This window comes from Salinivibrio sp. YCSC6, assembly GCF_004916735.1.
Taxonomy (GTDB): domain Bacteria; phylum Pseudomonadota; class Gammaproteobacteria; order Enterobacterales; family Vibrionaceae; genus Salinivibrio; species Salinivibrio proteolyticus.
Map to the genome: position 1 here is coordinate 599999 of NZ_CP039517.1, position 26706 is coordinate 626704.

Annotated in this window: 26 protein-coding genes; 14 read left to right on the forward strand and 12 right to left on the reverse strand. The window is 49.6% G+C overall.

Translation table 11 applies throughout. The features are described from left to right. Positions 1-162 precede the first annotated feature (162 nt). Positions 163-702 carry a hydrolase gene (locus E8E00_RS16485; RefSeq protein ID WP_069589827.1) on the reverse strand — a complete coding sequence of 180 codons (540 nt, stop codon included), beginning with the start codon at positions 700-702 and terminating at the stop codon, positions 163-165. Positions 703-861: 159 nt separating this feature from the next. On the opposite strand from E8E00_RS16485, the gene E8E00_RS16490 reads away from it, so the two are divergent. Then, positions 862-1737 (forward strand): DMT family transporter, encoded by an 876-nt coding sequence (locus E8E00_RS16490; protein WP_096631792.1) that lies wholly within the window; start codon positions 862-864, stop codon positions 1735-1737. On the opposite strand, the gene E8E00_RS16495 is transcribed toward E8E00_RS16490, so the two are convergent. Further along, positions 1734-2708 carry a lipid A deacylase LpxR family protein gene (locus E8E00_RS16495; protein WP_168174077.1) on the reverse strand — a complete coding sequence of 325 codons (975 nt, stop codon included), beginning with the start codon at positions 2706-2708 and terminating at the stop codon, positions 1734-1736. The genes E8E00_RS16490 and E8E00_RS16495 overlap by 4 nt on opposite strands. Before the next feature lie 138 nt (positions 2709-2846). Here E8E00_RS16495 and E8E00_RS16500 point away from each other — a divergent pair, with 138 nt between their 5' ends. Further along, positions 2847-3686 carry a sulfurtransferase gene (locus E8E00_RS16500; RefSeq protein WP_069589833.1) on the forward strand — a complete coding sequence of 280 codons (840 nt, stop codon included), beginning with the start codon at positions 2847-2849 and terminating at the stop codon, positions 3684-3686. An 8-nt stretch (positions 3687-3694) separates the two neighbouring features. Here the strand turns inward: E8E00_RS16500 and E8E00_RS16505 are convergent, their stop codons facing one another. After that, positions 3695-4534, reverse strand: a complete 840-nt coding sequence (locus tag E8E00_RS16505) for a phosphate ABC transporter substrate-binding protein (RefSeq protein WP_069589834.1) — start codon at positions 4532-4534, stop codon at positions 3695-3697. A gap of 361 nt (positions 4535-4895) precedes the next feature. On the opposite strand from E8E00_RS16505, the gene E8E00_RS16510 reads away from it, so the two are divergent. Together E8E00_RS16510 and viaA are read left to right on the forward strand one after the other, a co-directional pair. Then, positions 4896-6569 carry an AAA family ATPase gene (locus E8E00_RS16510; protein WP_096631788.1) on the forward strand — a complete coding sequence of 558 codons (1674 nt, stop codon included), beginning with the start codon at positions 4896-4898 and terminating at the stop codon, positions 6567-6569. Next, on the forward strand, positions 6562-8031 hold the full coding sequence (gene viaA / locus E8E00_RS16515) for an ATPase RavA stimulator ViaA (RefSeq protein ID WP_096631785.1): 1470 nt from the start codon (positions 6562-6564) through the stop codon (positions 8029-8031). Before E8E00_RS16510 ends, viaA begins: the two co-directional genes overlap by 8 nt. Here the strand turns inward: viaA and E8E00_RS16520 are convergent. From E8E00_RS16520 to E8E00_RS16535, 4 genes are all read right to left on the reverse strand, one after another. Beyond that, on the reverse strand, positions 8025-8942 hold the full coding sequence (locus E8E00_RS16520) for an EamA family transporter (RefSeq protein ID WP_069589839.1): 918 nt from the start codon (positions 8940-8942) through the stop codon (positions 8025-8027). The two genes, viaA and E8E00_RS16520, sit on opposite strands and share 7 nt — an antisense overlap. Positions 8943-9093: 151 nt before the next feature. Then, entirely contained in the window at positions 9094-9888 is a 795-nt protein-coding gene (locus E8E00_RS16525) for an ABC transporter ATP-binding protein (protein WP_069588411.1), read from the reverse strand. Further along, complete coding sequence (locus tag E8E00_RS16530) at positions 9885-10796, reverse strand: ABC transporter permease (RefSeq protein WP_077765065.1); 912 nt, start codon at positions 10794-10796, stop codon at positions 9885-9887. Before E8E00_RS16530 ends, E8E00_RS16525 begins: the two co-directional genes overlap by 4 nt. Positions 10797-10821: 25 nt before the next feature. Beyond that, on the reverse strand, positions 10822-11790 hold the full coding sequence (locus E8E00_RS16535; RefSeq protein ID WP_096631782.1) for an ABC transporter substrate binding protein: 969 nt from the start codon (positions 11788-11790) through the stop codon (positions 10822-10824). Positions 11791-12300: 510 nt separating this feature from the next. On the opposite strand from E8E00_RS16535, the gene nhaD reads away from it, so the two are divergent. After that, on the forward strand, positions 12301-13731 hold the full coding sequence (gene nhaD, locus E8E00_RS16540; protein ID WP_069588405.1) for a sodium:proton antiporter NhaD: 1431 nt from the start codon (positions 12301-12303) through the stop codon (positions 13729-13731). A gap of 102 nt (positions 13732-13833) precedes the next feature. Here the strand turns inward: nhaD and E8E00_RS16545 are convergent, their stop codons facing one another. From E8E00_RS16545 to dctP, 4 genes are read right to left on the reverse strand one after another with little or no spacing between them, the layout of a single operon-like run. Beyond that, positions 13834-14274, reverse strand: coding sequence for a universal stress protein (locus E8E00_RS16545; RefSeq protein WP_069588403.1), 441 nt, complete (start codon positions 14272-14274; stop codon positions 13834-13836). Positions 14275-14295: 21 nt separating this feature from the next. Beyond that, the gene (locus tag E8E00_RS16550) at positions 14296-15579 is read right to left on the reverse strand and encodes a TRAP transporter large permease (RefSeq protein WP_069588401.1); all 1284 of its coding nucleotides are present in this window, start codon (positions 15577-15579) and stop codon (positions 14296-14298) included. A 12-nt stretch (positions 15580-15591) separates the two neighbouring features. Then, positions 15592-16167: a TRAP transporter small permease gene (locus tag E8E00_RS16555; protein ID WP_069588399.1), complete on the reverse strand. Its 576-nt coding sequence runs from the start codon at positions 16165-16167 to the stop codon at positions 15592-15594. Between the two features lie 57 nt (positions 16168-16224). Next, positions 16225-17247, reverse strand: a complete 1023-nt coding sequence (gene dctP / locus E8E00_RS16560) for a TRAP transporter substrate-binding protein DctP (protein WP_096631779.1) — start codon at positions 17245-17247, stop codon at positions 16225-16227. A gap of 505 nt (positions 17248-17752) precedes the next feature. Here dctP and E8E00_RS16565 point away from each other — a divergent pair. From E8E00_RS16565 to E8E00_RS16595, 9 genes are all read left to right on the forward strand, one after another. Next, the gene (locus E8E00_RS16565; RefSeq protein WP_096631777.1) at positions 17753-18226 is read left to right on the forward strand and encodes an HIT family protein; all 474 of its coding nucleotides are present in this window, start codon (positions 17753-17755) and stop codon (positions 18224-18226) included. A gap of 67 nt (positions 18227-18293) precedes the next feature. Then, complete coding sequence (gene ppiC, locus E8E00_RS16570) at positions 18294-18575, forward strand: peptidylprolyl isomerase PpiC (protein WP_069588393.1); 282 nt, start codon at positions 18294-18296, stop codon at positions 18573-18575. Positions 18576-18726: 151 nt separating this feature from the next. Then, on the forward strand, positions 18727-19899 hold the full coding sequence (locus E8E00_RS16575) for a GGDEF domain-containing protein (protein WP_096631775.1): 1173 nt from the start codon (positions 18727-18729) through the stop codon (positions 19897-19899). 369 nt (positions 19900-20268) lie between these two features. Then, complete coding sequence (locus E8E00_RS17525) at positions 20269-20748, forward strand: ATP-binding cassette domain-containing protein (protein ID WP_205907446.1); 480 nt, start codon at positions 20269-20271, stop codon at positions 20746-20748. After that, positions 20724-21653 (forward strand): ATP-binding cassette domain-containing protein, encoded by a 930-nt coding sequence (locus tag E8E00_RS17530; RefSeq protein WP_256369736.1) that lies wholly within the window; start codon positions 20724-20726, stop codon positions 21651-21653. The genes E8E00_RS17525 and E8E00_RS17530 overlap by 25 nt, the downstream gene beginning before the upstream one ends. Then, entirely contained in the window at positions 21625-21798 is a 174-nt protein-coding gene (locus tag E8E00_RS17535) for a hypothetical protein (protein WP_205911755.1), read from the forward strand. Before E8E00_RS17530 ends, E8E00_RS17535 begins: the two co-directional genes overlap by 29 nt. 144 nt (positions 21799-21942) lie before the next feature. Beyond that, the gene (locus E8E00_RS16585) at positions 21943-22590 is read left to right on the forward strand and encodes a hypothetical protein (RefSeq protein ID WP_069586803.1); all 648 of its coding nucleotides are present in this window, start codon (positions 21943-21945) and stop codon (positions 22588-22590) included. Continuing rightward, on the forward strand, positions 22587-23345 hold the full coding sequence (locus E8E00_RS16590; protein ID WP_096631772.1) for a DUF3307 domain-containing protein: 759 nt from the start codon (positions 22587-22589) through the stop codon (positions 23343-23345). The genes E8E00_RS16585 and E8E00_RS16590 overlap by 4 nt, the downstream gene beginning before the upstream one ends. Before the next feature lie 204 nt (positions 23346-23549). Further along, a complete protein-coding gene (locus E8E00_RS16595; RefSeq protein WP_096631770.1) occupies positions 23550-25709 on the forward strand; it encodes a S9 family peptidase in 2160 nt (719 codons plus the stop codon). Positions 25710-25818: 109 nt separating this feature from the next. Here E8E00_RS16595 and E8E00_RS16600 read toward each other — a convergent pair whose 3' ends face one another. Continuing rightward, positions 25819-26586: a siderophore-interacting protein gene (locus tag E8E00_RS16600; protein WP_096631768.1), complete on the reverse strand. Its 768-nt coding sequence runs from the start codon at positions 26584-26586 to the stop codon at positions 25819-25821. Positions 26587-26706 lie beyond the last annotated feature (120 nt).

Below are 26706 nucleotides of genomic sequence, written 5' to 3' on the forward strand. Positions count from 1 at the left end.
CTTCCCTTCTTCTTTTACACGCATTCCCAATAATATTAGACCACTAACCAAATTGTTAGTGCATGTCACGTCAGATGGATCACGATGTGCCGCGAGCTCGGTCGAAATTACCACAAGCATCGGTCAAAGAAGTAGAAGGCTTCGCATGGCGCTGACCTGCGCTTATTTGATCAACGATAAAAAGCGTTTGAAGTCGTCGCCACCGGCTTGTTGTTGCCACTCGAATAATAAAGACTCAACCACGGTTATCCATGCACCATGTTGTTGCATCATGCTCAGGCCTGCTTGATGGTGGTTGGCATGGCACGAAGACGTCGCGTCGACTGCCACGTGAACATGATAATGAGCACGTAAGAGGTCGCAAGCGGTTTGGTAGACACAAATGTGCGTTTCGATGCCACATAAAATCACTTGTTTACGGTTGAGCGTTGTTAGTTGTTGCTGCACATCGGGATGGGCGTAAGCGCTGAAGGTTTGCTTCGCAATCGGAGTGTTATCAGGCAATAGCGCGGAGAGCGATGGAGAAGTTGGGCCGAGTTTATCTGGCAGTTGCTCCATCCAAATAACGGGCACATCAAAATGCTGACAGGCGCGAAGCAGTTGCGCGGTCTTTTGGTGTAGCGCATCGCTATTTACCACTTTTTGCGCCAGTTTTCCTTGTACGTCAATCAGAATGACGACAGCATTTTCTGTATTAATCATCACACTATCCTTTTGTTTTCACGAAGTAATAAGCGTAGCAGGACGGATTTTTTCTCGCCGAGGTCCATCGCACAAGTTATTATCATCACATAAAGATACTTGATATAAATCAATTGGAGCACTAATATATCTTCACATTAAGATAAGTGAGGGCAAGGTATGCATTATTTGATTGCGGTGTTGGCACCGATTTTTTGGGGGAGCACCTACTCCGCTGTGGCACTGTTCTTGGCAGATCTGTCTCCCTATTGGATGGCAGTATGGCGCGCGTTGCCAGCAGGCCTGCTGATGCTATTGATTAGTCGTCGAGGCTTACCGTTGAGCGTGCCGCGCATGCTCGCGGTGAGCTTTTTTAATATCGCCGCGTTCTTTTTGTTGTTATTTGTGGCCGCCTATCGTTTACCGGGTGCAGTCGCTGGGACGTTAGGAGCGACCTTACCGCTCGTATTGATGTTGTTGCAGTGGTTAACGGAAGGGAAACGCCCTCAGTTAAAGATGTTGATGTTGGCACTGCTCGGTTTGGCTGGGGTGGGGCTACTCCTTAACCCTTCTACCGACATTGATTGGGTTGGTGCAGGGGCGATGTTAGCCGCCACCGTTTTTGTCGCGCAGTCGACCTTGTGGATGAAGCGCTGGGAGGCCAAAGATATCTTTGGTTTAACCGCGTGGCAGTTAGTCATTGGTGGCGTGATGTTGATCCCGTTTGCGTGGTTGCTGGCAGGACCGCCACAGGCAATCAGCCTTCAAGCCGTTCCGGGTTTGATCTGGGTAATTGTGTTGAATACTGCGGTAGGTTACTGGGCTTATATACGCTCGATTACCGTGTTAGGTCCTAATCGTCAGTCGATCATTATGTTTTTGAACCCACTGACTGCTGTCACCCTTGGGGTCTTGTGGGTTAATGAGACACTTCAGCCCATGCAGTGGGTCGGTATTGGATTGATCCTTGCTTCTTTGGTATGGATGAAATGGTCTGATCGAGGCGCACGACCTGTGGTGAAACAAGCCGTAGAGCCTCTGCCAGTTAACCGTTAATAACGATAGTGGACTGTCCATGACACATAGCTGTAGGTGTCGTCAGTTGCTTGTTGATAGTCTTTACTGTGCAGCGCAACGCTCACGTCAGTGCCCCAGCGCGGTTGGTAATAAGCGAAACCGGCCGCGGCACTGGCTTGCCAATGGGTCATATCAATATCTGCGTTTTCAGGGGGCTTATCGCCATTAATGGTGATGTCATTGGCGCGATATCGACCTTGCACAGCGGTGTAAAAAAATGCGCCTTGGGTGCTGGCATCAAACATTCGGCTGTCAAGGTGGCGACCGGGCTCAAAACTGATCCCACCATAGGAATTCGCTAAGTCTAGCCCGATGCGATAGCTGAGCCCGGCGGATACTTCACTGCGAAAGTTACCAATATCTGCGCGACCAGATACGCCCCACTCTTGATATTCGCTCCGATGAAGAAGCTGGTGGCGTTCATAGGCAAACTGTGCCACCGGCGTATTTCGCACCTGATAGTCCCATCCTTTGGGGTCCGGTGAGTCGATAAGCTTGTGCACATAAGATTGCCCTTGTTCGGTCAAAGAGGCAGGCCCCACGATGCCAAACAATACTGACCATTTATCGACGCGTTCAGGCGTTTGCTGATACATACTTGGCTCGATAAAAATCAGCCCCGCGTAGGGACGCTCGTTAGGTTGCGGTGTGGTGAAGGTGATGTCATTCGGTGTCCACATCATCTGGCCGATGTCTAGACTCCAAGCTTGACGGGCCTCTGGGTTTAAAGGCAGTTGCTCTGCAAACCAACGTATTGGCGCCACCGATGTGGTGTTGACATCGTCAGACCAATCGCTGTGCCAATGGGCATATACGCCACTGGTATATTGATTATCTTCGCCGAGTGGGCTGTCATTTTCGATCGTTACGCCAAACCCTGCTGCATGGCCGAGTGTGGGAAGCACGAGCAGGGCTAAAGCGGTTCGACGAATTAGGGGCAGCGATGTCATTAACGTCCTCATTGGCTTGCATCTTGATGGCGACAGAATCAGTATGAAGAAAAACTGAGTGTTACTCTATGTCACGCTCGTCAGTATCGAGTGAAATATGAGTAAGGCCTCCATCAATAATGAAAAGGGATCGTCAAGATGTCAGTGTTTGTCAGTGCGCAGTGGTTAACGTCGCGATTAGAGTCGGTTGTCCCCGTAGATGCTAGTTGGTTTATGCCCGACGTGGCGCGCGATAGCTATCAGGAGTGGCAGCAGCGCCGTTTACCCGGTGCCATATTCTTTGATTTTGATGGCGCTATTAAAGATACCCAATCGACGTTACCTCATATGTTACCCAGTGCTGAGGAATTTGCGAGACACATGGGCAAACTCGGCATCGCGCCACAAGATACTTTGGTGATCTACGATACCCAAGGCCTGTTTTCTGCCGCCCGTGTGTGGTGGATGTGTAAAGTCATGGGTCATGAAAATGTCTTTATTTTGGATGGTGGACTGCCGGCTTGGTTGGCACAAAATGGACCTTTGGATGAGTCGGCCGCGAAACCCCGTGTCGAAGCAACATATGTGTCGAGCTTCAAACCTTATCGCTACATAGATGGAGAAACACTGGCGGCAAAACTGGCGGCTGTGAATGTGATTGATGTCCGTCCAGCGGCACGGTTTAACGGGACGGTGCCAGAGCCAAGAGACGGTGTGCGTGCAGGGCATATGCCGGGCGCAAAGAACTTGCCGTTTGCTAGCCTTACTGACCAACAAGGCTTTGTGATTGATCAAACAGAAGCCAGACGCGTCGTGCTTCCGTTACTCAGTGATACACGTCTTAATGTTGCAAGCTGTGGGTCTGGCGTGACGGCTTGCATTCTCGCCGCAGTGGCCGAGCATTACTTTGGCTACCCGATTGCTGTCTACGATGGGTCATGGACAGAGTGGGGTAGCCATAAAACATGGCCGGTGACTAAGGAAGCCAGTACGGCCTAATTGCCCGCTCAGGGCGTTGTCAGTGCCATGTGTGGCGACTGACTCGCGACGTAGCCGGCATTGGCAAACGCTTGCTGGCCTTGCTCAGACAGCAAGTAATCATAAAAGCCGTTAGCGGCGGATGACAGTGGCGCGGTTTTGCGCAATATCACAAAAGGGCGCGCCAACTTATAGCGCCCATCAGCGATGGCGGCCAAGGTTGGTGCTTGACCATCCACCGATAGCGGTTTGATGCCTGCATCGACCGAGCCCAGCGAGACATAGCCGATAGCGTGAGGGTTCTTGGCGACTAGGGTTTTCACCATGCTATTGCTATTCACCACCATTAAGCGTGGACTCACTCCCGATACTGTCTCACCTTTCACGACCTTGGTCAGGTCGAGTAAGGTTTCAAACGAAAAGCGCGATCCCGAGGCTGACTCACGGGACACCGCGGCGATTTCACGATCCGCTCCCCCGAGTGCTTGCCAGTTTTTAATCTCTCCCAAATAGATCTTCCGAATTTGCGCTTGGGTCAGGGCCGTGACGGGATTGCTGGGATGAACCACCAAGGCAATGCCATCATAGGCCAGAATATCGGTGGTGAGATCGGGAGCCATTTCTTCTTGCTTTAAGTACCGCGAACTCATGCCCATGGGTGCAATCCCTTGTTTGACTGCAGCAATGCCCGCGGCCGAACCCGTTCCTTGTACCTGAATGACCACATCATGGTCGCGCTGATAGCGCTCGGCAATCACTTCCATCACATGGCTCACAGACGTTGAACCCGTGATAGTGACTGGTGGCGCGGCGATCGCGAGTTGGCTGATGCAAAGGAAGAGGAAAGAAAAAAGTGTGTGTTTAAACATGGGTTAACGTCCTGTTGCGATAAAGAGGCAACGGATTCTATGACAATGATGTGTCATTCCAGTGACAACGTGAGCCAAAACCATGCTGAGTTAACAAGATCAATGCGTTCCTGATGCTTTAACCATCAGCTTCTTCGAGCGACTACACAATATTGACTTTAAGGTGATCTGTGTCACTATTTGATATCTCCATCAATGATATATCCATACATTACTTAAAATTTACTTACACATTAGTTTATTTATTGTGCGCTTGTTCAGCGTGTTGATGGCAGCCTTGGATGGGCTTGCCATGCTTTATGTAGAAGCAGGAAGCCGCCTTATCACCGCGAGAGGCCGCTCAGACTGAAACCAAATCAGAATGCGGGAGTGTCACTTGTCTCAAAACCTCGCCACCGTCAGCCGCCGTGCGCTATTGCCTGAGCGCATTTCTCAACTTATTGATGCCCTGTCCAGTGGCGTCTATGAACGTGAACATACGATCAAAATGTGTTTGCTCGCCGCGCTTGCTGGCGAAAGTGTGTTCTTGTTGGGGCCACCGGGCATCGCCAAGAGTTTTATTGCCAAACGTCTAATCGATGCGTTTGAAAACAGCCAGTTCTTTGAGTATCTAATGACCCGCTTCTCCACCCCTGAAGAAGTTTTTGGGCCGTTATCCATTCAAGCGCTAAAGGATGAAGGTAAATATGTTCGTCTCACCGAGGGCTATCTGCCCAACGCCGATGTGGTGTTCCTCGATGAGATTTGGAAAGCTGGTCCGGCGATCCTCAACACGCTATTAACTGTGGTCAATGAGCGTACGTTTCGTAATGGCGAGCATGTTTATCCGGTTCCCATGCGGCTTCTCGTCACGGCCTCGAACGAGCTTCCTGAGCCTGATAGTGGGCTAGATGCTTTGTATGACCGAATGCTTCTGCGGGTATTTGTTAACCGTATTCAAGAGAAGAAGAATTTTAAACTGATGCTCACTGAGCCGAGCCAAGATGAAACCTCGGTGCCGGATAAAATTAAAATTGGTCATGAGGAGTATCAGCAATGGCAAAGCATTATTCCTAGCCTTTCTTTGCCCGATGCGATTTTTGACAAGCTCTATACCTTAAAGCAGAGGCTCGAGCAGGCGGGCGAAGACAGTCCAAACTTCAATCCAGCCGAATTATACGTGTCGGATCGCCGCTGGAAAAAAGCGGTTCGCCTCTTAAAGGCGGCGGCGTTCTTTAACGGACGTGATGAAGTCGGACCGCTCGACTTACTGCTACTCGAAGACTGTCTCTGGCACAGCCCTGAATCGCGCGACGTGGTACAGGATGTGATGCGTCGGTTTGCGGCTGAGATTTTGTTCGATCAGCAAGAAGCTTTAGCGTTAATGGATGATGTGAAAGTGGCTTTGCGTGACATAGAGCAAAGCACGGTCGAGGCGCTCGCTTACCAGCAAGACAGCGCAAGTTCGAGCTTACGAAAACCCACCATTGATATCAGCAAAGCCCCGCGTTTTAGCGTCAATCAAAGTCGCGACCTCGTCCGCTGTGTGCTGCTCACTGCCAACCCGTCGGTCTCGGAGCAAGAAAAGGGCGATAGTCGCTGGATATACCTCGATGCGGCTGATGTGGAGAAGAAGCTTAAGCCCGGCAGCACGGATCTTTATGGCTACGTCAACAAAAACACCCATTTGTGTCGCCTCACGTTAGAGTGGGACGCACAGGGCATGCTGGTGGTCAAAGACATTGCCAATCGTGCTGTGCCGGTTGCACTGGCGGGGGTGAATAACCCAGACGCCGAACAGCTTGACACCTGGCACGCGCAAACCGACCAAGCGCTTGAACAATTAAATCAGGCGCAGTTTCTTATTCGTCGCGCCCGTAGTCAGCTAAATGCAGGCCTACCGCATCTTTTTGCCCAGCCAGAGTTACTGGAAGTCGCATCTGCGAGCTTGGTGGATGCCGAGCGGGATGTAAAAGCTCACATGGCCACGCTAGAACAGCAAGCGCGCCGTTTACGTCGTCTCGATACGTTTTTTACTGGAGCGGACGATGCTTAGCGCGGAAAGCTTAAGCATGGGCTTGATGTTGGCGGAATCCGGCTTGCTTGATGCGGCAATGACCGAGTTGATGTCGCACCCCCAGTTACTGCTTCTCACTGAGCGCAGCCCGGCGATCAAACGTGCGGTACAAAAACAGCTCGATAAATGGCGAGGCCACACCAAGCGCAAACTCATGCAGCAAGGGTTGTCATCGGCCCTGAAGCAAGAAATTCAGTTGTATGAGCAAGCGACAGAGAAGTCGGCACGCGCCTTTGAGTCGGATATTCAAACACTCCTTGCTGATTTGGAGCCGGTCTCCTCGTTTCACGCGCAAGCGTCATCATTGGCGGCACAACAGGCCGAACATCCTGACCCAATGTTTCAATCGTATTTTTGCAATAAATGGCATGCGCATTTGAAGGCAGAAATCCACGCGTTACAGTCGAAAAATTTGGAAGCGCAAAAAGAGAAGCTTTTAGACGATCTTTACCGTCGTATTGCAACCTATCAAACGATGGATGGCGTCGATCAATCCGGTGATATCAGTAAAGTGGGCCGGTTGTGGGATATGGCCGCGAGCCATTTGTCTCAACATGACGTGACCTTACTGAAACGTTTTGTCACTTTCTTAGAGAAAAATCCTGATCTTCAAGCGATTGCGGAGCAATTAGGACGGATGGCGAATCAAGTCAGTGCCAGTGGCCCCAGCCAGCAACCGACTGAAACCTTAAAAACAGTGCCAGAGCGACAAGTTGACGTTCCTGATGATATTACGGGTATTTGTCAAAGCGACCGTGTTGATCGCTTACTTCCTAATGAAGCGGTGCTGCTCTCAGATCCCGCTCTCGAAGTGGTGTTTTACAAGCAATTGGTGGATAAACAGCTACTGAACTATCAATTGTCGGGGAAGGCGCATCGTCGCCAAAAGGTAGAAACCAATGCACCGAGTCAGTCTAAGCCTGAGCAGATAAAAGGCCCATTTATTATTGCGGTCGATGCCTCTGGCTCCATGAGTGGCTTTCCGGAACAATGTGCAAAAGCCTTGGCGTATGTATTAATGCGTATCGCCGCCACCGAGCATCGTGACTGCTACGTGATGCTGTTTTCCACTGACCATATTAGCTATGAGCTGACTGGCGAACAGGGGCTACAAGAAGCGATGAGCTTTCTTTCATACCGTTTTCATGGTGGTACCGATATGGCGCCAGTGATTGATAAAGCGCTCGACTTAATGGCAGGTGACCGTTACCAAAATGCTGATCTGGTGGTGGTGTCTGATTTTATCGCGCCCAAACAATCGGATGCGATGATCGAAAAAGTGAACGCACTGAAAGCGCAGCAAAATCGATTTCACGCCGTGAGCCTGTCTAAATACGGTAATCCAGAGCTGATGGCGATGTTTGATCACTGTTGGCGCTATCAGCCATCCTTAGCCGGGCGCTTAGTTAACCAATGGTGGCCGGGTAAACGCGATCACTGAGCGGACGCAGACGGGGCTTTTTTCGCCGATGTTTTTCTTGCCTGCTTAAGATAACGCCACAGTCTCGCGCCAAGTACGGAAATGGTTAGCCCAACCACGATCAATCCTGCCCCCACCCATTCGATGGGTGATAATCGCTCCCCCAGACCTATCGAGGCGGCACTCATTCCCACAATAGGGATTAACAACGCGAACGGTGTGACCGACGCTGAGGTATGTTGATTTAATAGCCAGCCCCACAAAGCAAAGGCCACCAAAGTAGAAATGTAGCCGACGTAAGCGATGGATAACCAGCCAGATAGCGGTGTAGCTTGCAGCAATTGGAGCGGATGTTGGCTCTCCAGTAAATAGGATAGGGCGAAGAGTGGCAGGGGAGGGATCAAGCTCACCCATACCATAAAATGCATGAGATTCACGCCTGGCATCTGTTTCATCACCAGATTGGCAATGGCCCAGAAAAACGCCGCGGCGACGATCATCGTCACACCTGTGAGGGTGGCGCTACCTGTGGTGGTAAGAAAGAAAAGTGCAAACCCAGACAGGGCAATGAACAGCCCCAGTCCTTGCGCGCGAGTGACGACTTCGCGCAGTAACACCGCACTCAGTAAGATGGTAAAGATCACCTGCGCTTGCAACAGCAAAGACGCAATCCCTGCCGATGCGTCGGCGTCCATCGCGACAAAGAGCAGGCTGAACTTAATCACGCCAAGACTGAGCCCGACGGTCAATAACTGCCACAGTGGGACGCGAGGACGTGGGACAAACAATACCGCTGGGATAGCAACAATTAAAAACCGCAACCCAGAGAAAAGAATTGGCGGCAGTGTGTGTAAGCCTACCTTGATAACAGAGAAATTCACGCCCCAAATAACGACCACGGTAAGGGCGAGTGCGATACTTTTTGCGTTCATACCTAATTCCTTGGCAATACTGGCGTTAGGCTAGCATGGAAATGTCATAACCCCTAATTGTTAGACAGCTATGCCAATAAATTAGATCTGTTGATGGGGCCATCACGAAAAAAGACGCCTAGAGGGCGCCTTATGGTTTAGTAGGTGTGGGTTAGCTGAGGAGCAAACTGTCGTCTGCCAGTGTCTCGCCGCGCACTTTATTGAACATCTCAAGCAGATGTGGCACATCCATGTTTTTGCGCTCATCGCCATGCACATCAAGCACTATGTTACCTTGGTGTAGCATCACGGTACGGTCGCCGCAGGCAAGGGCATCTTTCATAGAGTGGGTGACCATCATGGCAGTCAGATTAAATTCGTTGACGATTTTTTTCGTTAAATCAATCACGAATGCAGCCATGCGAGGGTCGAGCGCGGCAGTGTGCTCATCCAGTAACAAGAGTTTGCTTTCCGACAAGGTCGCCATGACCAAACTGACCGCTTGGCGTTGGCCGCCGGAGAGCAAACCAATACTGTCGCTCAACCTGTCTTCAAGGCCTAAACCTAAAATCGCGATCCTTTCTTGAAAGAGCTTGCGGCGCTTGTCACCGAGCGCACGTGTCCAGCCACGTCCTTTACCGCGACGATAAGCCAGTGCAAGGTTTTCTTCAATGGTAAGCGAGGCGCAGGTGCCTGCCAGCGGATCCTGAAACACACGGGCTGCGAGAGTGGCGCGTTCATGAACGGCTTTCTTAGTCACGTCGACGCCATCAATATTGACGCTTCCGCCGATCATTGGCGTCTCGCCGGTCACCGCTCCGAGCAGTGTTGATTTGCCTGCGCCATTAGAGCCGATAATGGTGACAAACTCTTTTTCTGGAATCGTCAGACTTACGCCACGTAAGGCGCGGTTTTCAAGCACAGTACCGGGGTTAAAGGTCACTTGAATATTGGTTAATGAAATCATTCCGACACCTCTGCCTGCTTGGCGCGTTTTGATTTTTGATACTGCTGACGCATTTTAGGCGCGATAAGCGCGACGGCGACCAGTACTGCGGTAACCAGATTGAGGTCCGAGGCCTGCAAGCCAAACATACCACTAGATAGCGCAAAGGCGACGGCAAGACGGTAGAGAATCGAACCAACAATAACAGCAACCACCGCCACCCACACTTTGCGGCCCGGTATCAGTGTTTGGCCTAGAATCACAGCCGCAAGGCCAACCACAATGGTGCCGACCCCCGAAGTAACATCGGCAAAACTATTGGTTTGTGCAAATAGCGCCCCAGCAAAGCCGACAAAGGCGTTGGATAGGGCTAAGCCAAAATACGTGTACATGGCGGTACTGCCGCCCTGCGCCTTAACCATGCGAGGGTTTACCCCAGTGGCGCGTAGGCCGAGACCAAAATCACTGGCGAGTAAGCGGATCACCAACAAACCACTGATAATCACCAAAACACCGACCACGAGGGGACGCAGATAGACAGGTGCAATACCCAGCTGTTCGAATGGGGTAAGAATTGTTTCCTCACCCAACAAGGCGATATTCGGCCGGCCCATAATACGAATATTGATCGAAAAGGCGGCAATCATTGTCAAAATGCTCGAGAGCAGATTGAGGATGCCACACTTCACCGTCAAAAACGCCGTCACCAAGCCGGTGATTCCACCGGCCAGAATAGCGACTGCGGTAGCAAACCAAGGGTTGTAGCCTGCGACGATAAGGGTGGCCGCCACCGCAGCGCCCATCGGGAAGCTGCCATCAACGGTAAGATCGGGAAAATCTAGCACCCGGAACGTCAGATAAACCCCTAAGGCGACCAAGCCATAGATAAGGCCTACTTCCAAGGTGCCAAAAAAAGCAATGGCAGTCATTCACTACTCCTAAGACTGATACTGACTAGTCTTGAATACGCGCGGCACGATCCAAAATTGTGTCGGGAACCGTGATGCCAAGTCGATTGGCTGCTGCCCGATTAACGGCTAAGTCAGAGCCGAGCGCGACTTTGGCCGGCAGTGAAGACACGGGTTTCCCTTCCAGTACCGCAGCAACATAATCGGACGTTTGCACACCAACGGAGTAGTAATCAAAGCCGAGCGCCACCACGGCGCCGTTAGGGATATACGATGTCGATCCGCCAATTACTGGGGTATCAGCAGAATTAGCCGCTGCGATAAGACCATCGATGGCGCTGGCAACGGTATTATCGGTTGGCGCATAAATCACATCCGCTTGGGTGGCCACAACTTGCGCAGCAGATTGAACATCGGCACTTTTTAGCGCTGTTCCTTCCACAACCTTAATGCCTTGAGCATTTGCGGCTTCACGGAGTAATTCGACTAAGGTGACGGCATTAGCTTCCCCTGGATTGTAAACCACCCCAATAGTGGTGAGTTCGGGGAGTAACTCTTTGGCCAATGCAACGTGTTGCGCGACAGGTGAGAGGTCAGACAGACCCGTTACGTTGCCACTGGGAGCGTCCATATTCTTGACCAGTTTCGCCCCCACAGGATCGGTAACGGCGGTAAAAATAACGGGGATATCTTTGGTAGCGGCTGCCAGTGCTTGCGCGGAAGGCGTCGCGATGCCAACCAGCACATCAGGTTGTTCTCCAACATATTGACGTGCGATTTGAACGGCAATAGCCGGGTTACCTTGCGCTGTTTGATATTTAAAATCTAGATTTTCACCCGGCGTATATCCTTTGGCTTTCAACCCATCGAGTAGACCGTTTCGCGCGGCATCAAGCGCAGGGTGCTCGACAATTTGGGAAACCGCAACCGTCGCGGTTTCTGCCAGTGCCGTCACAGAGGCGCCAACAGACAGCGCGGCAGCGCAGGCCAATGTGGCGAGTTTAGGTGCTTTCATAGTGACTCCCTTCTTCTCATCATGCATGCCATGGGTGGTGATCAAGCAAGGATGTTAGATTGCGATGTTGTTTGTTAGTTAAAATATGGGTTTTGTTTTTATAGCAATTGAATTTATTTGCTTTTTATTCAAACTTAGTCGTTTTTTGCTGACGATGACAGCGTATGTCGACTAGTAAGTTGATATTATTAAGCTTGACAGTAAGCAATGTCATCTCTTTTTTGCCGATTCACCTCGCTTAAAGATAGACGTTCACGCCACATTTGTTAATATTATGTTTGCTTTTGTGCTGCTGCGCGGCAAATGAGCAAAATAAACGATTATGAAAACCCGTTGAGTGCAAAAGCGTGCGCTGTTTGAGGTCTTTTTCGAGGCTGCGAATCGTGTCACGACAGGGCGCTGACAGGTATTTATCCCCTATCGATATAGGGTTTTAGACGACACGGCCGACTAGGCCGGTTTTTTATGCAATGTAGAAAAGTTAGGTAATCAATACTTGGAGGCTCAAGGATGAAGCGTTTGGTTGCGGCACTGGCGGTAGTTTCGCCGAGTGCATTTGCCGCTACGACAGGACAAGGACTGGATTTAACCCAGAACTGGGTAGGCTATGCCTCTTTAGCCATTTTTGCCGTGGCTTACAGCTTGGTGATGCTAGAAGAAAAGCTTCATCTGCGTAAGTCAAAGCCCGTGTTACTGGCGGCGGGGTTAATCTGGTTGCTAATTGGATATGCGTATTCTCAATGGGGAGATATGGCCCCCGCGCATGCGGCGCTTGAGCACAACCTCCTTGAGTATGCAGAGCTACTGCTATTTTTGCTGGTGGCGATGACCTATATTTCTGCGATGGAAGAAAGGCGTCTATTTGATGGCTTAAAAGCGTGGATTCTAAGCAAAGGTTATGACTTACGTACCTTGTTTTGGATCACTGGGGTACTTTCCTTCTTTATCTCTCCCATTGCGGATAACCTCACAACGGCACTATTGATGTGTACGATTGTGCTAAAAATCGGCGGTGACAACCCTCGCTTTGTGAACCTCGCGTGTATCAACATTGTGGTTGCCGCGAACGCAGGGGGCGCCTTCAGTCCCTTTGGTGATATCACCACACTGATGGTTTGGCAGGCGGGCAAAGTGACCTTTGCTGAGTTCGGAGCTTTGTTCATTCCATCTGTGGTCAACTATGTGATCCCCGCTTTTATTATGTCACTGTTTATCCCACGGACGCAGCCGGATGTGATGCAAGAGCACGTCGAGCTTAAGCGTGGCGCGCGTCGTATTATGGTGTTGTTTTTACTCACCATTGCCACCGCGGTTGCGTTCCATGGCTTTATTCACTTCCCACCGGTGATGGGGATGATGATGGGCCTGGCGTATCTACAGTTCTTTGGCTTTTATTTGCGTCGCACCCTACCGCGCTCATTGGCACGTAAACGTGCGATTGCGGAGGCGAAGAATGATGAAGCGGCGTTGCGTCGCTTGGGCTCAGTGGTGCCTTTTGATGTGTTTCGTCGCATCTCGCATGCGGAGTGGGACACCTTGCTTTTCTTCTATGGGGTCGTGATGTGTGTCGGTGGACTTAGCTTGATTGGTTACCTCACCATGGTCTCAAACGTTATGTATCTTCAGTGGGATCCTATCTGGGCGAATAGCTTGGTTGGGGTTTTATCCGCGGTGGTCGATAATATTCCTGTGATGTTCGCCGTATTAACGATGAGCCCAGAAATGTCGCACGGAAACTGGTTGTTGGTGACATTAACGGCCGGTGTTGGCGGCAGCTTGCTCTCTTTGGGGTCAGCCGCAGGGGTGGCATTGATGGGGCAAGCGCACGGCAAATACACCTTCTTTGGTCATTTAAAGTGGGCACCTGTCATTATGCTGGGGTATATCGCCTCTATCGCTGTACATTTAGTGCTTAATAGCCACTACTTTCATATTCAATAGCTGATAAGTTGGCATCATAGAAAAACGCCGCTATTCAATAGCGGCGTTTTTCTGTTTAGCGTAAGGGATTGTGTTGTGCAGTGAAGCAAAGCCATTATAGCGTTAGACGACCATCGTAGGGCAGTGGGCGCGTCCAGCCACGCGATGAGACACACTGCCAAGGAACATGCCGTCTTTATCTGAATGTGTCCCGTGAGCCCCCATCACAATCAAATCTACCTCTTTGCTTTTGGCAAACTTAATGATGGTTTTAGAGGGGCGACCGCCTTTTACAAAACCACGTACATTTTCGCCACCATTTTCAAGCGCATGTTGTTTGGCTTGCTCGACGATGTTACGCGCGTATTCGCTTAAGGTTTGATCTGGGATTTGTAATCGATCAGGGCGCACCATCGATAGCGACGCCTCAAACAAACTGTGATGCTTAAACACACACAAAAGATACAACTCTGCACCGGTGAGTTGTTGAATTTCTATCGCTTTATCCAATGCGTTCAAGGCTGAAAAAGAGCCATCAACCGCAACGAGTATTCGTTTAAACATCCAGTTACTCCTGTTGTTAGGTTATCCAAACGCGATATCACGCAGGAATAACGCAATCTGAGGGAACATCACCAGCAGTGCGGCAGAGAGAAGCAGCATCGCAATAAAAGGGCCTGTCCCACGGATAACTTCCCAATAGGGTTTTTTGAAAATCGCAATCGCGGTAAAAATATCGCAGCCAAAGGGTGGTGTTGCTGAACCAATCGCGACTTGCAAGGTGATCACTATCCCCACATGTACAGGATCAAGACTAGTGGCTTCTATCGCAGGTGCAAATATAGGCGTTAACACCAAGATAACCACAATGGGGTCTACAAACATGCAGGCGACGAAGAAAGCGATAGAAATTGAGGCAAGGACACCCATAGGGCCCATTTGACTAATCCCGACAGCTTCTAGAATGGTTTGCGGGATTTGTGCGAATGAGATAATCCAAGAGAATCCATTACCGACCCCCACCAAAATGAAAACCACCGCAGTGATAAGACCGGTTGAGCGCGCGATGGTAAAGACATCCCGACTGCTTAATGATCGGAATACCCCAAACTCCAAAATCATCGCATAAAGTACACACACGGCAGCCGCTTCGGTGGGACTGAACACACCGCCATAAATCCCTCCCACAATAATTAATGGGAACATCAGTGGCCAGAGCGCTTTCCGCGTGGCCTGCATACGCTCTTTCCATGTGGCCTTTGGCTCAGTCGGCACTTTATTGACCGTCGCGTAATAGAGGCAGTACAAAGAGAAAAAGCACAGAATCATCAAACCTGGGCCGATCCCAGCGATAAATAGCTCGGCAATCGAGGTTTCAGAGATCACCCCGTAAATGATCATCCCGATACTCGGTGGGATCAAAAAGGCGATATCACTCGAGTTGATAATCAGCGCGAGTGAGAACGAATCGCTGTATCCGGCGCGCAATAATTTAGGACGTAAAGCAGAACCCACTGCGACCACTGTCGCTTGGGTTGAACCTGAAACGGCGCCGAACAGCGTGCAAGACGTTGCAGTACTGATGGCTAAGCCGCCACGAATATGGCCGATAAACGTCATGACCATATCTATCAAGCGTGAGGCTGATTGACCACGGGTCATAATATCTGCAGCAAGGATAAACATGGGCACAGCAATCAAGGACGCTGGGCGGATGCCGCCTAACACTTGTTGGATAAAGGTATCCATTTGACCGACGCCACCAAACATCATGTAAAAACCGGTTAAGGCGGCAGCCGTAAGGGGAATCATCATCGGAAAGCCAAGCACGAGCAAGACAATCATGATGAACATTAAAGTCAGGGCCATAAGAGTGCCTATTTAAACTTCACTTTCAGTCTCAGCGTAACCGTCAAGCACGCCGGCGGAGAGATAAACATCGGGAGCGGTTAGGTTTTTATATACAGTTAGTCCGTATTGGATCCCTGTGATGACAAACCCAAGAGGAACCCAAATATAGATCCACCAGATTTCAAAGCCGAGGGCGGGCAAAATACGGCCTCGGTCGTATACCGAAACGATGTATTGATAAGAAAAATATGCGAGAACCAGCATAATCAAGCCAGTTACCAGCGCGATAGTGATCATTAGGATCTTACGTCCCTTAAACGGCAGGGTGTCGTAAAGGGCGGACATACGAATATGTCGGCCATGGCGAGCGGCATAGCCAATCCCCGCGAACGTGATCAGAATGATCAGAATGCGGTTTATCTCACCGGAAAAGAACAGCCCTTGACCAAAGCCAAAACGCGCCACAACGTTCACGCAGGTATTGAGCGCCATTAACAGCACGCCTGCGGCGAGCATAAACGACTCGATTTTGCAGATCAGGGTGTCCAATTTACCAAGAAGGCCGGGAAGCTCTGAGTGATAAGTGAGAGAGTCGGAATCGGTCATTACGTATTCCTCAAAATAAACAGGCACCGCAAGGCGCGGTGCCTGAACAACTGACAACTAGTTAGTAACGGCTTCGAGATCTTTCTTAAATTGATTAAGAAGGGCTTTGCCGCTTTCGCCGGTCATTTCATAGAAGGTTTCTTCAACCTGAGGTGCACGTGCTTTGAACTTAGCGATTTGCTCATCCGTCAGGCGTGTGACAGTCACGTCGTCGCTCGAAGCTTGAATTTTCTCCAATGACTTCTCAGCAAGGCCACGGATATGTTTCACCGTTTCGTTGAAGGCATAATCAGCCGCGTCACGGATCATTGCTTGATCGTCTTTCGACAATCCGTCAAAGAAGTCTTTGTTTGCCATGGAGGCAGTGGTAAACCAACCGTGGTGCGTGAAGATCAGGTTCGGCGATACTTCGTACAAACCACCTGATTCAATCCAGAAAATCGGATTTTCTTGGCCTTGGATCATATTGGTTTGGAGTGCGCCATATACTTCACCCCATGGTAATGGCGTTGGCGTTGCACCAAAGGCTTCATAGGTTGATGAAAGCAGTGGGTTAGTCATGACGCGGATCTTCTTGCCTTTCAGATCGGCCGGCTCAGTCACAGGCTCGTCGGCAGTCATGACCATTTCGCCCTCAGGATACATCTTGAGAAGCTCAAGGCCTTGCTCTTCATACAGTTTCGGGAAATCTTCATTCACTGCCTTGCTCTGACGGAAGAACTCGATCACGGTTTCCATGTTGGTTGGCATCAGATAAGGGATGAAGAAGATTTGTGCCTCTGGGATCAATGAGCCAGTAAAGCCCGGCGATTGGTTAACAAATTGAAGAATACCGGCTTGGGTTTGCTCCATGATGTCATCAGACTCACCCAGCTCGCCGAAGCGATAGATTTGCAAAGAGTGTTCAGATTTATCTTCGATGTATTCCTTAAACTTGTGTGCATACACGTCTTGTACGTCACCTTCATACTCTTCGTGCGCATAGCGCCAAGTATCGGCGCTGGCTAGGGCTGAAAAGCCAAGCGCAGCAGCAACGCATGAAACCGCAGTCAATTGCTTAAGATGGCTATAAATGGACATCGTGTCCCTCCGATATGTGGTTTAGCTTTCACTCGTGGTTAACGAGAGTGTGATTAAGATCTTTTTCTCACTTGACGAGTTGGCACTTTGTGCCTGTCTCTCCTATACCCGTGGAAGCATCTGCCGATGTTTTTGGCCACCAGACAGACTATCCCAACAGCTTAAACATCAGAGCTGTAATTATTAAAGCCAGATGAATTTTGGCGTGTTTGCACTGTGACTGAGATCTTGTTTTTGCATCAAAAGAGAAAATCTCAGCGCAAAATAACGGCAAGATACTGAATAAGACTAGATTTATTCAGCGTTTTGTAGTGGTTTAACGATAAAGCGGATATTGGTGAAGTGGCTTTTAAAAGAAAAATATAGATACAATGCAAAAAGAAAAATCGACGATAAGACGATTTATCGAACAGTATTGGTTTTAACACTAAATAATGTGTGCTGGTTTTTTAGCCTGTTTGGGTAAGGGATATTAAGCCATGTTACGACGTAACAGGAGCCATGTTTGCTAAGCAACAAGTCGTGCATCATATGCGAGATCCACAGCAATCAACTTGAACATTTCAGTGTGGCAGAGCGTCATGGATTGAAGGCAATCCTCGATATCTATCCCATCACCGAAGGTCATGTTCTGATTCTGAGCCGCAGTCACGCCTCACACCTTGAGCAACTCTCTGCGCAAGAACATACCGAGTTATTTCAATTTGCACATCAAATCGGCAAGCGGATGTTTGACGTGATGGATGATGTGAGCGATTACACCTTAGTAGTGAATAATGGTCGCGATGCTGGGCAACATATTCCCCATGTTCATATTCACCTGATCCCGCGACGCAAAGGAGACAGTCTGCGTTTTTACTGGCGACTCATGACACGATTTATCAACCCATTGGGTGGTAAGAAACGTGTCCAGCAGTTAGTGGAGTGGCAACGAAGGTGGCGAATGCACGGTAATTATACGGACGGCGCAGAGAGATAAAATTCAGTCCCCTTTAATGACTGGATTCGTTATAATCGCGGGCTTTTGTGGCAAGTAGGGTAGCATCATGGCCAAGAAAGCAGCGGCTTTGCACATACTGGTGAAAGATAAAACGCAAGCGACAACAATTCTCGCTCAGCTCAAACAAGGTGCGAATTTTCAGGCGTTGGCGAAAAAATACTCGCAATGCCCATCGGGAAAACGCGGTGGGGATCTGGGCGAATTTCGTCGCGGTGATATGGCTCCCTCTTTCGACAAAGCGGTATTCAATGGCGAATTATTGCGTCCTCTTGGGCCAATAAAAACCAAATTTGGTTGGCATATTATTAAAGTGTTATATCGCAACTAACCCTTGTGCGTTACGCCTTGCGATAAGCACAAGGTGACTGAAACTGTCACAAAAATTAACGCATAGAAATTGATATCGCGCACATCGATTACCCCAAGCTGCCACTGAGAAAGTGGTACAGTAAAATTACGCCTTGAATAATGTCCACCTTATGTTTGAACTTGATGCGCCTACATTACTGATAACGCTTACGGCAACCCAATGGTTGCTTGCTGCATTTTTGTTGGTGCAAAACCGTAAAGAGCCCGGTATTAATGGATGGGCGTTGTCTCTGTTTATCCATGGGTTTAGCAATCTTTTCTTATTTGCCCGTCCGTACCTTCATCCTTATCTCGGGATCGTCTTTTACAATGCGTGTGTGATGGTAGCATTTTCTTTGAGCCATTGGGCACTGGGGCAAGTCTTTGCCCGCGATATACCGCGCTGGCAGTTGGCGCTGCCCGTCGTGCTCTCGGTAGTATTGATGGCATCACACCTCGATGATATCGGGAGCCGCGTAGTTTACGCCAGTTTGATTGTCAGTATGCAGCTTGCGTTGATGACGCGAACCATTGTGAGGAGCACAAACACCGGCGGTCAGCGTTTAAAGCGTTGGCTAATGATGGTGATGGGTGGATTTAGTGTGGCATACATAGGCAGGGCGACGTTCGCACATTTTTATCCTGATCTGTTTACGCAGCTGCTTGGCACGTCACTGTTGCAAGCGGGACTGATTTTATCGGGCATCGCTTACAGCGTGATCAATACCCTGATTATCTTCTTGTATAAATTAGAGCGCGTTCACGAGAAACTTCATCGTGAAGCGACCCGAGACAGTTTAACGGGGCTATTAAATCGTCGTGCCTTTTTGGCCAAAGCGAAACGGCGCGTTGAGACTGCTGCTTTCCCTCTCAGTGTACTGATGATCGACTTGGATGACTTTAAAACTATTAATGACTCATTTGGCCATTCTGTTGGTGATAAAGTATTGATTCATTGTGCTGACGTTTTCGAACAAGTGGTTGATGACGATGGCATTGTCGGCCGCTTAGGAGGAGAAGAGTTTGCGGTCGTGCTCCCTTACAGCGACGGTGCTCGTGCACAGCAAATATCGGCTGGTTTGCTCCGCGCCGTTCAAAACAGTCGCGCTGAACTTGAAATAAGCTTGTCTGCCAGCATAGGAGTAACGACGACCTCCGAGGCGATGGATATCGACGGTTTGTTAGCCCAAGCCGATGATGCGCTTTATCAGGCGAAGCATGATGGAAAAAATACCTTTAAAGTGTACGTCTCGGCACTGGAAAGCGTCCCTCATGACGCCGAGCATATACCTAATATCGCTTGATGTATGCATATCTAGATTTCATGTACAAAATTGACTTCACCGATGAGGTTCATTATTCTCCGACGCTCATGTTGATATTTCGACTCTCTATTATGGCTTATATTCTATTTAAGAACTTCGTAAGAAGGCTGGGCTTCGCGCAAATACACGATGAAGTGTTGCTCGGAGCTTAACATCACATCTTCATCAGATATTGTCATACGCCATCCGCGTAGGGCTCTCAGTATCTGATGTAAAGACGCGATAGAGAGTGAGGCCGGTGATGCTCCATCACCGGCCTTTTGCATTCTACTCACAGCAGAATGCATTCAGTTTAATGATGACGAAAGGCCGGTACTTGTTACCGGCCTTTTTTTATGGGAAAGAAACATGAGTTTATTAGTGATTGAAAACCTCCGTTTTCAAATTGAGGAAAAAGTGTTGTACCAAGGTGCGAGCGTGGTGCTACATCATGGTGAACATGTTGGCGTGACGGGTGCGAACGGTGTGGGGAAAAGTACCCTGTTGAAAATGCTGCAAGGGGAGCTGCTGCCGGATAGTGGCGAGATTGTTTGGCAACCGAATATCCAAGTCGGTTATTTAGACCAGCATTTAACGATCGACCCAACACTGTCTATCTATGACTTTATGGCGTTGGCATATCGCGATCTTGTTGAGGTTGAGCGAGCGTTAAATGCTATCTACGCATCGATGTCGGCGGACACGTCAGACGCGGTGCTTGCCAAAGCGGCACGACTGCAAAGCCAATTAGAGGCACAAGATTTTACCGTATCTCTCATCGTATTGAACAGGTCTCGGCTGGGCTGGGTATCGCGCCGTTGGGCATGCAAACCGCAATGGGCCAGTTAAGTGGCGGTCAACGGCATAAAGTGATGTTGGCAAAGTTACTGCTTGAACAAGCCGAAGTGATGTTACTCGACGAGCCGACGAACTTCCTCGATGCTGAGCACGTTGCTTGGTTGGCGGAGTTTCTTAATCACTATACGGGTACCTTTATGGTGGTGTCGCATGATGAGGCGTTCCTTGAGTCGATCACGACAGCGATTGTTGATATCGACCAGAGCAAGATACGCAAATACAAAGGATCGTATCAGCAAGCAATGGCACAAAAGGCGCAGCAGAGTGAAACACGGCACAAGCAATACCTCGCACAGCAGAAAAAAATGGATAAGTTGGCCACCTATATTCGCAAGAACGGCGCAGGTGTGAATGCGCGTATTGCCAAGGGGCGCAAGAAACAGCTTGCGAAAATGGTGTCGATTGAAAAAAACCAGACGCGTGAGCCGGTAAGCTTTGCGTTCCAATACAAACCATTACGGTCGCAACATGTATTGGCCGCCAAGGGGTTGCAGATTGGCTATCGAACGCCGCTTTTGCCGCCGTTATCACTTCAGATTCAACGGGGCGAAAAAGTCGCGATTATTGGCTTCAATGGCTTGGGAAAATCGACACTGTTAAAAACCTTATTGGGAGAAATCCCTGCACTACGGGGCCACATTGACACGGCAAACGGTATACAGTGGGGATATTTTGAGCAAGGCTTACACTGGCGCTTTCCGGAAAGCTCTCCGGTTCAGGCCGTGTGTGGGGTAGGCCAGCTCACAGATAAAACCGCGCGCCAGAAGCTGGCTGAATGTGGTCTCAGTGGTAGAAAGGCGGTGCGGCCATTGCATACATTGAGCGGGGGGGGAGCAAACCAAAGTAAAGCTTTGTTGTTTAGCCGTGATGGCAACCAATGTACTGGTGTTAGATGAGCCCACCACACATCTTGATGTCGATGCAAAAATGGCGTTGCAGCACGCCCTTAAAGCGTATGCAGGCACCGTAATTGTGGTTTCTCACGAGCCACAATTTATTGAGCACTGGCCGGATAAGGTGATCGATATGACCCAGCTTTAGTAGCTAATGCGTTGGTAATAGTCACGTCAGTAACAGCGAGGTCGCATGATGCGGCCTCGCTTATATTTTTGCTATTTATGGGTAAATTTGTATTTTTTGCTAAAAAAGGCTAAATTTGGCGGAGTTGGTTAACAGGGACGAATAATGGCGACAGAAAGCGAGGCACCCATTGCGGTGATCAGTGGCGATCTGGTGGATTCGACCGCCTTAAATCGAGATGAGTATGAGCGAGTACTGGCGCAAATCAAAACCATACAAGCCCATATTTCACAAGCGCATCGCGCTAATCAGCACAGCATTATACGCGGTGATGAGTTTCAATCTGTGATCCATGATGTGGCGAACGCGCTTCATTATGTCGTGATGTATCGTGTTGCGATCAAAGCACTAGGAAAACCGTTTGATTGTCGCATCAGCTTTGCGATTGCTGAGCAAGCGGATTTGCGTAAGACGGTGGCAGAGTCGATGGGACAAGCGTTTGTGCTATCTGGTCGCGGCTTAAAAGCAATGAAAAACCAGCGTCTGGCTTTTTTCTGCGCCAATACCGATCTTGAAGACAGATTTGCATTGCTGATCCGTTACCTTGACCGGCAACTCAGCGATGCGACGTCTCGTCAATGCGAAATGATGTTGCCTTTATTACAGCGTGATCAACCACTTGCGTACGGCGAGTTAGCGGCCGCACTTGGGGTCGCGAATGCAACCGTGAGTAAGTCCCTTAAAGCGGCGGGCTGGGGGCTTATCGAGGCATTGTTGGCTGAGTTTCAGCAAGCCGTGGGAGCACACGTATGATGGCCTTCCTTTCTTTGCTAGTTCCCTTGTTACTGACTCATCTTATTTATGATTTCTATCTACAGCCTACGAATTGGTGGACGAAATCGACACCACGCGCGCGAATAATGGATTGGGCGGTAGGACCGCTCCTCTACGGTTTATGTTTACTGGTACCTGCGGTGTTTTGGACTCAAAACATCTCGCCGCTGTTGGGCGTATTGGCGGTTGGCATGATCACCAAGCGCGTAGTGGCCGTGCTTGATCGTCAACTTGTCGCGCAGTCATCACTGGCCCGTTTTACGTTGAGCCAAGGCATACACCTTTTGATACTAGGGCTCATTGCCCTCAGTTTTGTGGCGCAGCCACCTTGGGTTGGGCTGACCGAGATGCCTCTGTTTAGCGAGATCGTCGTGATTGGCACGGGCTATTTATTGATCTTAAAGCCGACATCAGTATTGATTGGTCATGTGTTACAGCGCTTTACGTTCACGTTGGACTCACCCTCTGATCATCAACACGACTATCATGGCCTCGTGGCGGCGGGGGCGTTGATTGGCTATTTAGAGCGTATCTTGATCCTGACCTTTACCTTACTTGGCAGCTATACGGCGGTCGGTTTTGTGCTGGCAGCTAAGTCGATTTTCCGCTTTGGTGAGCTGACGAGGTCTGCGGATCGTAGCCTGACCGAATACGTTTTAATTGGTTCGTTATTGTCGGTAGTGATCACGACATTAGTGGGCGTTGTGATCACACAAAGCCTCACTTTGCTTTAATTAACCTTTTATGGCTAAAATAAAAGAATTAGCCGTTTTAAGCTTAAAGCGCGGGCTGGTATTAAAAAACGATGCGTCAGTCAGTCGTTTGGCGAACGATAAAAAGAACACTGTTTATTGGAACTTGCTTGATGCCCTCAGGTCAGTAAAGAGATGCTTGTTTGTTAAATTACTGTTATGGCTAAATAAACCTGAAGGAAAAGTATGTCCCGACACATTTTACTCACCGGAGCACTGGCGGTGTCTTTGCTCTCAGGGTGCAGTTTTCAAGGAGAGTCACACGTGAAAGCTTCCAGCCCAGGCGAACTGAGTGCGCCTGTCGCGAAAAAAATCCCTCATGAAATGACCATTCACGGCGACACGCGCGTGGATAACTACTATTGGATGCGTGACGATGCACGCCAAGATCCCGATGTGATCGCCCATCTTAATCAAGAAAACGCTTATGCCGACCAGGTGCTCGCGCACACTGAGCCAATGCAGGCCAAACTATTCGATGAAATCAAAGGGCGTATCGTCAAAGACGACGCCTCGGTTCCCGTCAAAAAAGGCAGTTATTTCTATTCCAGTGAGGTGGAAGGCGATAATGAATATCGCACTTACGTGCGTGCGAAAGACTTTGCCGGCACCGACAAAACGGTAATTTTGGATGTCAACGCGCTCGCGAAAGGGCATGAGTTTTACAGCATTGGTCAACTCAGCGTTAGTCCAAACGAAAACCTATTGGCCTATGGGGAAGATACCCTTAGCCGCCGCGTTTACACCATTCAAGTTAAAGACCTCACCACCGGTGAGTACCTCGATGATAAAATTGAAGGCGCCTCGAGCAGTATTGTGTGGCAGAACGACAACCAAGCCTTCTACTACATCAAAAAAGATCCGCAAACCTTGCTGGGATATCAGGTGTATCGCCACCGTTTGGGCACCCCACAATCCGCTGATACGTTAATTTACGAAGAAACGGATACCAGCTACTACACCGGCTTGAGTAAAAGCAAAGACGGTGAGCAGATCTTTATTTGGCACTCTAGCACTGAAACCAGCGGCGTATCGCTCGTGGATGCCAATGACCCGAATGCCACCGCCCAAGTGTTTTATCCGCGAGAAACTGGCATCGAATATGAAGTGGCGAAGCGTGGCGAGTGGTATTACATCTATACCAACTACCAAGCAGTCAACTTCCGCTTGATGAAGGTTCATCAAAGTGAGCGTAACGATCGCAGCCAATGGCAAGATGTGATCGCACCAAATGATAAGGTGCAGTTGGTTGATTTTACGCTATTTGATAACCACTTGGTCTACGAGCAGCGCGAGAATGGCTTGCCGCGTACCACAGTGCGTAACCTCACCACTGGGGAGGAATATCAGCTCACGTTTAACGACTCGGCTTATGCGTCCTACCTGACCGGCAATGCGGAAATGGACAACTCTGCGGTGCGCGTGTATTACACCAGCTTGACCACGCCGGGCACCTATTACGAGTTTGACTTGGCGTCGGGCGAGCGTGAAATGCTCAAACAAAACCAAGTGCTGGGCGATTTCAACCCGGACAACTACCAATCCGAGCGGGTGATGATCACCGCACGTGATGGCGCGCAAGTGCCTGTATCTTTAGTGTACCGTAAAGACCGCTTCAAAAAAGACGGCACCAATCCTCTCTATCAATACGGCTATGGCTCCTATGGCGCGACCATGGATCCCATGTTCTCTACCACGCGTTTAAGCCTATTAGATCGTGGCTTTGTCTTTGCTATTGCTCATATTCGCGGCTCTGAAATGCTGGGACGCCCTTGGTATGACGATGGCAAAAAACTCAACAAAAAGAATACCTTTAACGACTTTATTGATGTGACGAAAGCGCTGACCGCGCAGGGCTATGGTGATAAAGACAAGGTGTTTGCCGTTGGTGGTTCAGCCGGTGGCTTGTTAATGGGAGCGATCATCAACCAAGCGCCTGAGTTGTATTTAGGCGTGGCGGCGCATGTGCCGTTTGTGGATATTGTCACCACCATGTTGGATGAGTCGATTCCACTGACCACCAACGAGTATGACGAGTGGGGCAACCCGAATGACAAAACCTACTACGAGTACATGCTTAGCTATTCACCGTACGACAATGTCACCGCGCAAGATTACCCCAACTTGTTGGTCACCACAGGCTTACATGACTCACAAGTGCAGTACTTTGAGCCAATGAAATGGGTCGCAAAACTGCGTGAACTCAAAACCGATAACCATACATTGGTGTTTAAAACTGATATGGAAGCCGGCCACGGCGGCGCATCGGGGCGCTTTAAGCGGATTAAAGAAGATGCATTGGAATATGCCTTCTTCTTAGACTTGCTCGACAAGCAGGGTAAGTAATCAAAGGGTAACCTTCTGAAAAGAGAAAAGCGCCGTTGTCGGCGCTTTTTTTATGCGGATAGAGACGCGATAAGCACGCTCAATGTCGATAAAAACGAGTTGCTCAGGCTTACTGATTGTTCTCCGCATCTTCGCGCTTGATCACCTTGTGGCCTTCTTCGGTCACGCCATTTTTCCAATAGCTGCTGATGTAGATAAACTCGCGCTCAACATCACGATCGTTACGGAAGTATTGGCGCAGTGCGCGCATGCTTTCAAACTCACAGGCACACCACACGGACACTTGCCCGGCTAACCAAGGCTGAGCTTTTACCGTCTCGGCCAACGTCGGGGTGGTCAGCCAAATAATCTCCATCCCCGCGGGGGCGTCGAGTGGTTGGGCATCCTCTGCGGTATCGAGCTGGATCACTGCATAACCTTTGGCATCGTGAGGCAAGGTCTTGATCTTGGCCGATAGTGCCGGCAACGCGGTCATATCGGCCGCCATAAAGAACCAATCCGCATCGCGATTAATCGGCGCAATCGTCCCAGGGCCGGCAATATTAATGGTATCGCCCACTTGGGCATTCAGAGCCCAGCGCGCGGCAAAACCACAGTCGGCTTGCTCGATTTGGTGGCGAACCATATCCACTTCAATTTGTTGCTGGCTAGGCATAAAGCGGCGAATGGTGTAGGTACGCATTACGGGACGCTCGCCTTCTGCTAATCCGCTCAGATCGGTGCTTCCCGCTTTATCAAACAGTAACTTGATATAGCCGCCTTCACACTCTGCAGGGAACGCCGCGAAAGCGTCGCTTTGTAAGGTCAAGCGTTGCATATTAGGTGTGACGGTTTGGGTATCAATAACGTGAGTGAGGTGATAGTTCGGCTGTTTCATGTTTTCTAACTTAAAATCATTATCATTTACAATTAATCATACCATTCGGATGCGGGATGTGTAAGTGCTTTACATTGTTTTACGCTTCTATACTAGGCAATACCCTGAGAAGTGAGTAAG